The organism is Chlorogloeopsis fritschii PCC 6912, from assembly GCF_000317285.1.
Lineage (GTDB): Bacteria > Cyanobacteriota > Cyanobacteriia > Cyanobacteriales > Nostocaceae > Chlorogloeopsis > Chlorogloeopsis fritschii.
The window spans coordinates 105725-118406 of record NZ_AJLN01000081.1 but is presented as its reverse complement, the minus strand read 5'-3'; the positions used below and the strand labels follow the sequence as shown (position 1 = coordinate 118406).

Annotated in this window: 11 protein-coding genes; 3 read left to right on the top strand and 8 right to left on the bottom strand. The window is 39.7% G+C overall.

Features of this window, described 5'->3' with window-relative positions; all coding sequences use genetic code 11:
- Nucleotides 1-300 precede the first annotated feature (300 nt).
- From UYC_RS0115230 to UYC_RS0115195, 8 genes are all read right to left on the bottom strand, one after another.
- A complete protein-coding gene (locus tag UYC_RS0115230) occupies nucleotides 301-1323 on the bottom strand; it encodes a DMT family transporter (protein ID WP_016872746.1) in 1023 nt (340 codons plus the stop codon).
- An 89-nt stretch (nucleotides 1324-1412) separates the two neighbouring features.
- Nucleotides 1413-2588: a GNAT family N-acetyltransferase gene (locus UYC_RS0115225; protein ID WP_016872747.1), complete on the bottom strand. Its 1176-nt coding sequence runs from the start codon at nucleotides 2586-2588 to the stop codon at nucleotides 1413-1415.
- 103 nt (nucleotides 2589-2691) lie between these two features.
- Nucleotides 2692-3336, bottom strand: coding sequence for a TetR/AcrR family transcriptional regulator (locus UYC_RS0115220; RefSeq protein WP_016872748.1), 645 nt, complete (start codon nucleotides 3334-3336; stop codon nucleotides 2692-2694).
- A gap of 267 nt (nucleotides 3337-3603) precedes the next feature.
- Complete coding sequence (locus tag UYC_RS0115215; RefSeq protein ID WP_016872749.1) at nucleotides 3604-4074, bottom strand: hypothetical protein; 471 nt, start codon at nucleotides 4072-4074, stop codon at nucleotides 3604-3606.
- 301 nt (nucleotides 4075-4375) lie between these two features.
- Entirely contained in the window at nucleotides 4376-5005 is a 630-nt protein-coding gene (locus UYC_RS0115210; protein ID WP_016872750.1) for a hypothetical protein, read from the bottom strand.
- A 124-nt stretch (nucleotides 5006-5129) separates the two neighbouring features.
- Nucleotides 5130-7175: an NAD-dependent DNA ligase LigA gene (gene ligA, locus UYC_RS0115205; protein ID WP_016872751.1), complete on the bottom strand. Its 2046-nt coding sequence runs from the start codon at nucleotides 7173-7175 to the stop codon at nucleotides 5130-5132.
- A gap of 106 nt (nucleotides 7176-7281) precedes the next feature.
- Nucleotides 7282-8343 carry a vWA domain-containing protein gene (locus UYC_RS0115200; RefSeq protein ID WP_016872752.1) on the bottom strand — a complete coding sequence of 354 codons (1062 nt, stop codon included), beginning with the start codon at nucleotides 8341-8343 and terminating at the stop codon, nucleotides 7282-7284.
- Nucleotides 8344-8810: 467 nt separating this feature from the next.
- Nucleotides 8811-9728: a glutaminase gene (locus UYC_RS0115195; protein WP_016872753.1), complete on the bottom strand. Its 918-nt coding sequence runs from the start codon at nucleotides 9726-9728 to the stop codon at nucleotides 8811-8813.
- Nucleotides 9729-9840: 112 nt separating this feature from the next.
- Here UYC_RS0115195 and UYC_RS0115190 point away from each other — a divergent pair, with 112 nt between their 5' ends.
- The 3 genes from UYC_RS0115190 to UYC_RS0115180 all read left to right on the top strand — a co-directional run bounded on the left by UYC_RS0115190 (nucleotide 9841) and on the right by UYC_RS0115180 (nucleotide 12612).
- Entirely contained in the window at nucleotides 9841-11349 is a 1509-nt protein-coding gene (locus UYC_RS0115190) for a thioredoxin-like domain-containing protein (protein ID WP_016872754.1), read from the top strand.
- A gap of 382 nt (nucleotides 11350-11731) precedes the next feature.
- Nucleotides 11732-12193: a KGK domain-containing protein gene (locus UYC_RS0115185; protein ID WP_016872755.1), complete on the top strand. Its 462-nt coding sequence runs from the start codon at nucleotides 11732-11734 to the stop codon at nucleotides 12191-12193.
- 68 nt (nucleotides 12194-12261) lie between these two features.
- Entirely contained in the window at nucleotides 12262-12612 is a 351-nt protein-coding gene (locus tag UYC_RS0115180) for a DUF952 domain-containing protein (RefSeq protein ID WP_016872756.1), read from the top strand.
- Nucleotides 12613-12682: the final 70 nt, after the last annotated feature.

The following is a 12682-nucleotide window of genomic DNA, read 5'->3' as shown; positions in this document are numbered from 1 at the left end:
GCCCACCTTACAAAAATTGCTGATAACTTATACGCTTAGATGTAGAGAGCCAGATTGCTCTAATTCTCGTTACTAGGTTCAACCTGGTAAAAAGAGTTTCAAGGCTTTGCCTCCAGGCTGTTATAACTAGTGCAAGAACTGAGTTTAATTACTTATAGTTTGTCACTCGAATCAATTAATTTTCCCTAACAATAATATCATAACAAATTCAAAAAAAAGATACTATGTTAGGCAAAAAATAAATACAAAAATACTATTTATTGACTTACAAATACAGTAAAAATATAGAAAAATTGCTCATTAATTACGTTTTTTGTTCAAGGCGATCGCACTCGAACCAGCAACAACTAAAAATGCTCCGAATATTCCTATTAGTGTAGTTTGCTCAGGATTAATTAAGTTCGGTGATATAACTGATACAATCCAAACTGATAAGAAAGTAACAATAGGAGTCGAAGCCAATACTGCACTAACTCGCGATGCCTCCCAATGTTCTAAAGCTTCAGCAAAAGCACCATAAGCAATTAAAGTATTTAAGCCACAAAAAACTAGCATTGCCCAATGGAAAAAATCAAGTGTAAAAATTGTTAGTGGTTTAGCTAAAACAGAGAAACATAAAGTACATCCTCCGTAAATTATCAGCATGATACTAGCCGAAGATAAAGATTGTAATAACTGTTTTTGTGCTAAGGCATAAACTGCCCATGCTGCTGCTGCTAATACAATTAAACTACTGCCCAATAAATATTGTTTGGATGTGTTAAAGATGTTTACTTTATTATTAGATATTAAAAAATCACTGACTTTTATAGATGCATTTGTCGTCGGTAAATTGGTATATTCAGAAACTTTAATAAAAGTCTGAAATAGTTGATCGTGGAAAAAGAGTACAAAACCAGCAATCAAAATAGCTACACCAATCCACTGACTTAATGTGTAGCGTTCTCGAAAAATCACTAAACCTCCCAAACCCATCAGTAAAGGTGCTAATTGAATAATCACTTGAGCATTAGAAGGCGAAGTAAGTGCTAAACCTTGGAGATAGAGAATATAATTAATCGCCAAAAAAATAGTTGCAATAACTAACAACTTCCAAGAAGTTGAACGCAATTGTACCAATGTCGGCAATTTTCCTCGCCAACCTAAATAAATCGCGAGCAAAACAAAGGAAATAAAAAAGCGGAACCAAGTAAGGGTATATACATCTAGCACTTGTAGTGTCACTGTTAGTGCTATTGGTAGAATTCCCCATAAGAAAACAGTTAATATTGATAGCGCTAATCCCAAACGCCAGCGCCCAGAAGTTTGGTGTATTTGAGTCATAAGAGTTAATGCCTAATGGTTAATGGTTAATGGTTAATTGTTAATGGAAGACTGGCAATGAACAATTAACAATTAGCAATTAACAATATTTAAAAGAAATCTGGCATCCAAGGAGATGTACCTGTAAATATTTGCGTGGCTGCAAATAGTGCTGTTTCTGTCGCATCCAGTTTTCCTGCTAACTGTAACTGCAATGGTGTAAATAAACCTGTATATAGAGGCGCTAATCCTCTAATATCTAGTTGCAACTCACCCTTACCACCACTTGTGACTTCACCATGTCCATTGGCAACATAAAGGATAAATTTACCATTATTTTCTACTAACAAGTCATCTTGAATTTCTAAATGCAGTTCGGCTTCCACACCTGGGGGATAACCTCGCTTTTCTAATGCCTTGACTACATTAAGCACGCGCAACATCCAGTAGTTTGTGAATTTGAGCTTGGCTGTTTGCTCAGGCAACAACAACGTCAAGGCATCAACTGTAGATCCCCTCCAGCGCACCTTATCAATTTGCGATCGATGATTGGACATAAAACTCCAAAAAGTTCGTGCCGCAGCAGCTGTAAGAACTACCCAATCTTTGACTCTCAAGATTGCATCATCCTCTGTGCTATGTTGGCTGAAGATAATGTAGCCTTGAGGATAATCTGCCGAACCGATCGCATAAGTGTAGGTTGCTTCCTTCTCATCTGGCTCGATGATTCTCTGCCAAATAGCTTTATATCTGTCTAGGTTTCCGTTGTTAAGTTTTGCTTGTTGTTGATAAATATCATTAAATAGCTCAAGCTCAAATGGCACAGCTACAACAGGAAGTGGTTGTTCTGTCAATTGAATACTCTTAGCAGGAATTTCCCAACTACAAAAAGCACCTCCCTGTTCATACCCTGCTTTGCGGTACAGGCGTTGTGTGGCTGGAAAAAGAACCGAGATTGGTACATCCTTGGCATAAAGTTCTTGAACAGTTTGCCGCATCAAAGTAATAGCCGCTCCTGTACCACGATATTCTGGAGCAACACCAACTGCGGCAATTCCTGTCATTGGTACTTTCTGATTACCCCACCACTGAGCCATAGGAAGATGAGCCAACCCGCCAACAACTTGCCCTTGTTGATGAAGAACACGGAAATTTTCCACACCAATTTTGTTGATATAGACATTCTCATCTGCTGGTGTGCCAATAAAACACTGTTCGAGGATTTTCCCGAACCGTTTCACATCTTCTAGATTGGCAAGCGTGCTGTATTCAAATTCAAGCGTCATTGCACCTACCGCCTAGTGGAATTAAACTACAAACATACTACAAAAGTCGGTAACATGGTACATCACCCGATTGATTCACCCACATGGAGGAAGTAAATTTTTCTCAAACTTGGGTTGATGTCTGATTTTTTTGGTGTTGTAACTCTGCAATCAGTGTGCGGATAGCCCAAGCAACTGCTTGTGCCGATTCTTTACCCTCCAGCCCGTATTCATCTCTCATGGTATTCCACATATCTGCACTTGCTAGGTGTTGGATAACAGCACGTACTGCTTTTGCTTCAGTTGCATCTAGGTGTTCAACAACTGGCTGTAGCGATTGAGCAACAGACTCTCGCCGTTTGATGCGTAGCCGGGAGCGCACTGACTTGCCCAACTCCGACAGTAACAATGCCTGCACTAACGTAGCTTGTTCGTCAAATTTGGGAAAGACTTTTTCTACCATCTCCACAATATCATCCACAGAATTGGGATAAGGAGGATCTCCCAACTGTTCGTCTATCCATAGTCCTAAAGCTTCTAACAGTGCATCTCGATTGGGGAAATAACGATAAATTGTCCGGGGAGATACTCCTGCACGTTGAGCTGCATCAGCAATCGCAAAATCTTGAATACCTTTAGTAGCTAGTTGTTCTGCTAATGCTTTTAAAATTAGTTGGCGCGTTTGGGAGGCTTGCTTTTTGCGGAGTTGGCTGTTGTAAGTGCGTGTCGAACGAGGCGATCGTTCTTGACGGTTCGTGTCAGCATTCATGAAATCAATTCTAAAATGAATTTCATCTCATTGTCGCATTTGTCTTTTCTTAAAATCAAAATGCCCTCACTCTAGAAGAGTGGGGCTAAACAAACAAAGGCTGCCTCCGCAGCCTATAAGACTTTTAGCCCACGTAGGTGGTGAGACAGCGCTGCGGGAGGGTTTCCCTCCGCAGGCGACTGCGTAGACGCCTGAAAGGCGGCTTCTCGTAGAGTACCCGAAGGGGCTTTGTATGTATAGCCCCAGACTTCTAGTCTGCGGAGCTTTTTATACGGATGTTGCTGCCAGTACAAGCTTTTCCCAGTTCTCAGGTGTGGAGAAAGCAACATACCGTGCTGCCATTTCTGGGGTTAACAGTTCAAGCAGGATGCTGTTTTCTACCCACAGTTCAACCACTTGGAAAAATGGCCCGCGATCGCCTAGTTGGGCTTGCCAACCTTCACGTTGGGCAATTTGCTCAATTTGTTGTTGATTCAAAGGTACGGAAATAGCGGCATGAGTAGCGCTAAACTTGGAGCCAGACTGATTTAATTGCAAATCTGGTAAGTCTGGTCTACCAGGCATAAGTTCGCTACCAATGGGATAGACTTCAATTGCAGTACCATGAGCATCCCCTGCAAAAGCAATGTAGCTGTTGGGGTAAATGGGAAAGGGATAGGCACAACCACCCCACAATTCTGCTAATACTTCGGCTACGTGTTGCGGATTTTCAACGGCAATGGAAATGTGGTGAAGCATAAGACTTTACCTATTGGTATTTATATTCATGTCAATATACATGACATGAATATGGAGAGATTGCCAATAAATGTTATGAAATTGATACAGTGAACTACTACTCCACCACATTGATTTTGACAAGTCGCAGGTGTTCAGATCCCCGACTTCTTTAAAGAAGTCGGAGATCTATAATCGGCGAACCACTACAAGCCTGTGTCGAAATACAGGCTTGTTAGTGTATGTTAGACAAAGAAGCGGTGCGTTACGCCACTACAAAAATAGAGATATCAACTGATAAAACTCCTTAAAAACAAAAGCTTCAAGCACTCACCAACTGAGTCAGACGCTTGAGAATGCGAAGCACATCGTACAATTCATTTCCAGGGTTCCGGATCAAAAACCCCTTTGATAAGGCATAACGCGGTGGATTTTCTTTAACTAATTTAACGAAGATAAACTCGCTACCTGTAGCAATCATGCCAAAACTGGGTTTCTCAGGATACGGATTTCCTAACATATAGGCAAGAATTTGTGCGAGTCCTGCTTCTATCGAGAACGAAGGTTTTTTAGACTCAATAATCATTACCCAAAATTGGTCTTTCAAAACTAATGTGCCTATTCTTCCTTTGATGATTGTATCGTCATCTGGTTCAGCAATATCTATAGGTTCTTCTGATTTTACATAAAACGGAGCCAGATAAAAATCTCCAATAAAAAGTATTGGATCGACAATTGCCATTCTGACAACATCTTCTAGTAAAGGTGGATAATTAATCAGATTAAAATAGCCTGCTTTTACCTTATCTAAAAGTAATTTATCTAAATCAGTAATTTCTGGTAAATTTTCTTGCCATTCGTGGAAAAATTGGCTATCCAAAACTAAATTAAGACCAAAGTTATCGATTAAGTAGCGTAAGTCAATATCTTTTGCTTGGATAGTTTGTGTCATAGTTTGGAGGAATGGGGAATAGGGAATGTCCGACACCCTATAAGGGTGCGGCTATGAGAACAAAGCCTGCCGCCCCAATCTTGATTATGGGCATATTTATAGAGAAATAGTATCCTAAATTTTTTTATATATCTCCCTCCAATATCTCTAATAATTGAGCTTCACTCAACTGCTTAATTCCCAAAGCTTGAGCTTTTTCTAACTTAGATCCTGCTTCTTCTCCCACAACTAAATAATCTGTTTTTTTGCTGACAGAATCAGTAACTTTGCCACCAGCTTTTTGAATCAATGCTTTTGCTTCATCTCTTTTCAAAGTTGGCAAAGTACCTGTAATGACAAAAGTTTTGCCAGCTAATTTTTGATTGCCATTCTTCACTTTTGCATCGTCTTCTTTAGTGGCAAATTGCAATCCAGCTACTTGCAAGCGTTCTATCAAAGTTAGATTTGCATCAATGTGGAACCATTGATAGACAGACTCGGCTATTTCGGCACCAATACCGTAAATACCTTCAATATCAGAAATTCGTGCTACCTTTAATTGTTCGACACTTTTAAACTTTTCTGTCAATGTTTGAGCAGTGACACTACCAACATGACGAATGCCTAAACCATACAATACCCTTGCCCAAGATTGACTTTTTGATTGAGCGATCGCATCCACCAATTTTTCTGCCAACTTTTTGCCCATTCGTTCCAAATCACACAATTGTTCGGCGCTCAAGTCATACAAATCGGCAACGGAATGCACTAAACCTTTATCCACAAGCTGATGCACTAATTTTTCGCCAATACCGCGAATATCCAAAGCATCACGGCTCACCCAATGTTCAATTGCTCCCTTGAGAATAGCAGCACAGGAAGCATTAACACAGCGAGTTACCGCTTCACCCATTTCCCGCACTACAGGTTGCCCGCACACGGGGCAATGGCTGGGCATGACAAAGGGTTTGGTGTCTGGGGGGCGCAATTCTGTAAGTACGCGCACGACTTCTGGGATAATTTCCCCAGCTTTGCGAACAATAACTGTATCACCAATGCGGATATCTAACTGAGCAATGCGATCGGCATTGTGTAAAGTAGCGCGGGAAACGGTTGTTCCTGCCAGTTGCACGGGGCGCATTTCTGCTAGAGGGGTAAGCGCTCCTGTTCTTCCCACATTCACTGCAATATTTTCTACGCGGGTGGGTGCTTCTTCCGCAGCATATTTTAGCGCCACTGCCCAACGGGGAAACTTCTGTGTAAATCCCAACTGTTCTTGGAGCTTAAAGGAATTTATCTTCACTACAACCCCATCAGTCATGTAGGGTAAATTCAGCCGCTCTGTATCCCAGTATTGGTAATATTGGGCAACTTCTTCTACAGAAGAACACAAACGCTGGTTAGGATTAACCTTAAAACCCATCTTTTGTAACAACTCTAGAGCTTCCCACTGGGTATTGGCGATACTTGCATCATCCATACCGGGAATGTGCAGCGTGTAGGCAAAAAAATCTAGTCTTCTTTGTGCCACAATCCGAGAGTCTAACTGTCTGAGTGTGCCAGCAGCAGCATTGCGAGGATTGGCAAAGGGAGATTCTCCCGCTTTTTGTCTTTCTTCGTTAATTTGTTTAAACACATCTAGGGGTAAAAATGCTTCGCCGCGCACTTCTACCCGTTCAAAATTTTCTAGCCCTTCTAAATTTAACCGTAAAGGAATGGAACGAATTGTCCGCACATTCTGAGTGATATCTTCACCCATCACCCCGTCACCCCTGGTTGCACCTCTGGTTAAAACGCCATTTTCGTAAGTTAAAGCCAGGGCATTGCCATCAATTTTCAGTTCGCAGACATATTCTGCCTCTGTTTGAGCAGGTAGCTGTCGCCGCCAGCGTTGATCCCAAGTCCTTAATTCATCAACACTAAAGGCATTTTCTAAACTGTAGAGTGGGATATTGTGACGCACCGAAGTAAACTGTGTTGCTGGTTTTTCGCCCACTCGTTGAGTAGGGCTATCCGGTGTCACCAATTCTGGATACTTGGTTTCTAGATCCTGCAATTCTCGATACAGGCGATCGTAAACAGTGTCCTCCATAATTGGAGAATCAAGGACATAGTAGGCGTAGCTTGCCTTCTGCAATAGTTGTCTGAGTTCCTGGATTCGCTGTTTGACTTCCAATGCGATCAGTTCCACCAAAATCTATCTCCTCCATCAACAATCAATATCAGCAAACAGGTGCGTTACACCACGTTAACGCACCCTAATGCATAGTGACTTCCAGCTAATAGCTTAATCAAATTTACCGATGCCAGTCCTCTACTTCATAGAGGAAACGTGTTTTGCCCATCAATTTACGATTAGCAGAGGTGCTTTGGACAAAAACAGCATATTTTTCCAAGTTGCTGGGTTTGATCCGAACTGTTCCTCCAACAGGTAGCCCTAACATTTCTCGCGCTGCTTCCCCTTCAAATAAATCACCCGTCGTCCTCTCCATTAAAATTATTTCTTTATAACCTTGGATAGTTTCAGTTTTCGTGAATTCATAGAAACCGCGCCCGACTTTAAAATTTAAACCATTTTCTAAAACAAAAACTTTAATTGAAATATCTTTGTCAACTTCTAAAATCTGGAAACGCCCTGGAGAAACTGCCCGTAAATCTGCCGCTTCGTAATAAGATGTTCCTTCTCGCTTCATCATGGAATTAAATATCTGATTTAATCCACGACTCATACGTCCTTGATTAATTACTTCTTGTTCGTAGGCTTGTAGTTGTTCATCAGAAGATTGTTGATAACAAACTGCTAAAAATAAGTCAGTAATGTAAGAAAATTGGTCAAGATTAACATGAAAACCACCTGATTTTTCAGCTAGTTCTTTATAAAAAGGAGTGGCGTGGGAACGATTAAGAGCTTGTACTCCATAAACCATAATTCCTTGCTTGGCTAACTTATCAATCTCCTCCCGCCAATTCAATTTTTTGGGATTATGCGCTGGCGGATGAGGAATATCATCCCCAATTAAAACTAGGGATTTTGAGGATGTATCTGACCAATTTAAATCTTGTGCTTCATGTAATACTAGTTCGTAACATTCTGGTGCATCACCACCACCAGTTGGTTCTACATTTTGGACAAAATCGCAAATAGCATCTACATCACTAGAAAGGTCAAAATTTTTAATTACATAAGTAGAGCCTTGATCGCAATAATCTCCGTGGGCGATGATCCCAATTTTTATATGGGGAATTTCGCCTATCAGTCGTGTAACTGTTTCTTTAATTTTTCTTCTTACCTGAGTTAGGCAAGGATACATACTGCCAGTGGTATCAAAGCTGAAAACTACTTCAATTTTGGTGTTCATAAAATTTAATTCAAGTTAGAAATGTTTAGAGCTTATAAACTAGAGACAAAAAATTCCCGAAATAAACTTGCAAAATCTCTTGATGTTGCAATCAAAAACAGTATTTACAATCAAAGATGCATACAGATGATTCAGCATTACCGAATGTAGAGACGCGATATATCGCGTCTCTACAAAAGTTTTAGCATTACGCAAAACTTTTTCATAGATGAAATCAGCAAAATCGATGATTCAAAATTGATGATTCAAAAAGTTTCTGTTCATAACACCCGCTAAAATAGATGTCAATTCAATAGCTTAATCAGTGCATCCTTGATTATTGTAAAAAAATCAGATTAAGTGAAAATAATATAAATTTTACACAGCTAAAAAATATACTGTCTCAGCATATTTAGTTAATTCATTCTGTATTAATTATTTAGCAAAAATTCAGAAAAAATACCCTTATTATCTTCTGCCTTCTTGTACTAACCCCCAAAAATACTTAATCCCAAACCGCTAGATAAAGCCTTAACAAAAGCGATCGCTCCTGGAGAATTTCCGGCATTATCCAAGGGAGGGCTGTAGCAAGCGACTCCCCCTTGATGAGGTACTATAGCCAGAAGTGTCCCACTAATACCAGATTTCATCGGTAATCCAATCTCTAGGGCGTATTGAAAAGAAGCTTCATACATCCCGCAGGTAAACATGAGTGCATTGACGATGCGGCGGTGCTGTGGTGCAATTAATTTACTTTCACACGCCAAAAGCTTTCCTAGCAGCGCTAAATCTGCAACATTTCCAGATAAACAGCATATTTGCTCGTAAGTATCAAGTGCTATTTCTGGATTCTTCACATACCCAGCTTGGGCAAGATTTTCGGTAATTGCTTGATTAATTTGAGAAGGTGCTGAACGTACAGAAGCAAGCATCACCTCATCTAACTTGAATTGACAACCTGCAAGTTGATTTAGCCAATCGCATAAACGCTGAGTGCGATCGCAGGCATTATCTCCAGGTAATTTATCAGCAAGAGTAATTGCACCACTATTAATCATCGGATTGCGAGGGCGTCTGTCATCAGCAAGTAGCTGTTCAAGAGAATTAAATCTTAAAAGCGATGGCTCAACTCCAACCCACTCAAAAACCGTCTTTGCCCCCAAATGCTCTAACAAGTACAGTAGCGAAAACGGCTTAATTGCACTCATCAGTGGAAATAAGCAAGCCGTATCCCCTGCCGAGAAATCTTCCCCCGATGCAGAGCAAATGGAAACAGCAAACCAATCAGAATTAGCTACAGCCAACTGGGGGATGCGTTCAGTCACTTGTCCTTGATATGCTTGCAATTTGGCTTGTTGTATCCAAGCTGATAACTCGATGGTGGTGAGTGTTTCTATTTTTCTCAAAGCTGCTATAGCGATCGGAGTATTTATAGTTAATGTAAAAGATGTACCGTAAAGAGTAAGCGATCGCCTACCCCAAAATTTTTTAATTTTTAATCTTTAATTTTTAATTGTTATGCCTCCCCGTGTCAGAGCGCCAGAATTACCACAAAATTACCCTTGGCTCAACACAGAAAAACCCTTATCTGTGAAACAACTCCGGGGCAGAATCGTTATTTTAGACTTTTGGACATACTGTTGTATCAACTGTTTGCACATCCTACCAGAACTGAAATATTTAGAACAGAAATACAAAGACAGCCTCACAGTTATCGGTGTACACAGCGCCAAATTTGATCACGAAAAGGAAACCGAGAACATCCGCCAAGCTATCTTACGCTACGACATCGAACACCCAGTATTAATAGACAGTGGTTTTAAAGTCTGGCAAGATTATACTGTGCGTGCTTGGCCTACCTTGATAGTCATCGATCCAGAAGGATACGTAGTAGGCTCGTTATCTGGGGAAGGAAATCTTGATATTTTAGATGAACTGGTAGAAAAGTTAATTCACCAACACCAAGAAAAAGGCACTATCAATTTTCAAGAACTCCAACTTACTCTAGAAAAACAGCAAAAACCCCTAATTACACCGTTAGCTTTTCCCGGTAAAGTCTTAGCAACAACAGCAGGATTATTTATTGCCGATTCTGGGCATCACCGTTTGGTTCTGAGTACCTTAGACGGAGAAATTCTGCATATAATCGGCACTGGAAAACCTGGTTTAGTCGATGGTTCCTTTCATGAAGCACAATTTTTTGCACCCCAGGGAATGACATTTGATGTAGAAAATCAAATTTTGTATGTTGCCGATACAGAAAATCATGCCTTACGTCGCGTAGATTTGCAGCGCCAGAGAGTAGAAACAATTGCTGGAACAGGTAAACAAAGCCGTAATATTTATCCTCACGGTGGTGCTGCTTTGGAAATAGCGCTAAATTCTCCTTGGGATTTACAAAAGGTGGAAAATAGCCTATTTATAGCTATGGCAGGGCCGCATCAAATTTGGGAAATGAACTTAGAAAGCGGCACTGTGAAAACCTATGCTGGTACAGGTGCAGAAGCTTGTGTAGATGGTTTGCTTCACGAATCTGCCTTTGCTCAACCTAGTGGCATCACTGCTGATGGAAAAGAATTATATATTGCTGACAGTGAAGTTAGTTCGATTCGAGGTGTAAAACTTGTAGAACCAAAAATAGTACGAACTATTTGTGGTAGCGGGGCGTTATTTGGCTTTGGTGATGTAGATGGGCAAGGTTTTGAAGCTCGGTTGCAACACTGCTTAGGAGTAGAATATGCTCAGAATTTCCTATGGGTTGCCGATACCTACAATCACAAAATTAAATTAGTTAGTCCCAATACAGGTAATTGTCAAACTATATTGGGAGATGGTGTGGCTGGTTTGCAAGATGGGCAAGGTAAAAATAGCCACTTTTATGAACCTTCAGGATTGAGTGTAATTGATTCTTCACTATATATTGCTGATACAAATAATCATGTTATTCGACGTGTAGATTTAAATACGCTGATGGTGACAACTTTAGAATTTACGGGATTGTGCGCTCCAGATGTATGTATTCCCTAGTAGCAAAAAGGAGCTGATGGATATTTATAGTGAACTGGCAGAGGGCAGCCTAGTCTTGCAATAATGTCGCGCAATGTCCTAAATGGAAATTAACCCACCTAGTGAACCAATAATACTATCCGTGCCAAAGTTGGAACTTCAATAAGGCGATCGCTACGATCATCTCAAAGGGATGTGCCATTTTTAGTTGGGCACACCCTCATATAGAAATAGTAAAACCTTTACTTTCTACCTATATGTACAACCATCATACTGAGTTCTGTTGAGAGAATTTGTATAAAAATAATAATGAACTTGTTTAATTATGAGGTTCTTTTATAAATATTTTAACTAAGTTGATGTCAACTAAATGGCAGATTATGCTAGTAAATTAGTTTAAATTATGATGAATATTGTTCATCATCAATTTTCTGTGCTTGAAACTATTATGACTGATAAATTTATACCACTAGATTGTGATGATGTTGTACTTTTGGGAAAAGATACATTTCAAGTTAGTAGATTCAAAGATTTAATCGAGCAACACATTAGACAAAGATTACAGCGATGCGTTTATGAACCTAGCAGCCTGGAGCCTGGTGTTTCTATAAGTGAGTTATTTAGCCTAATATCTTTAGGTGAACATAAAATTCAGCTAAATGACATTCAATACAACTATAGTATTAATAGCTATGTACTAAGAATTGGTAGCCAAGGTTGGCAGAAAGGAAAACTAAAAATTGAGGTATGTATATCAAGTATTGATCCAAATCTAAATCAAGTTTATTTAGAGTTTCATCCTGAGGAAATAATAGAACAAGATCCACTGTTAGATGATATTTATAAAATATTATCTGAAAACTAGTAGTAATCTTGCAAAATATTGAATTTTTCATATATTATCAAAAGCTAGGGAGTCTACTGAACTTATAAATGCTTATCATAGATACCATTCTCCACATTACGAAACGAAAACAGTGGGAGCAAGCAAAATTTGCTGGCATCTACCAAAGCGAAAGCTTTGAATCTGAAGGCTTTATTCATTGTTCTACACCACAGCAAATTACTAGAGTTGCTAACTACCTTTTCGCGAATCAAACAGGATTGGTACTTCTTGTTATTGATGCTGAAAAGGTGACAGCAGAAATTCGTTATGAAACTGCTGAAGTAGACGGTGAACTATTTCCTCATATTTATGGTGCTTTGAATATTGATGCTGTGTTCAAAGTCATCGATTTTGAGCCAAATCAAGATGGATTGTTTCAACTACCAAAAGAAGTATAAAAATAAATTTAATACAATCAGTTATGGGCGAATATAATTCGCTGCTATACAAGCAAAGTTCGCCTACGCG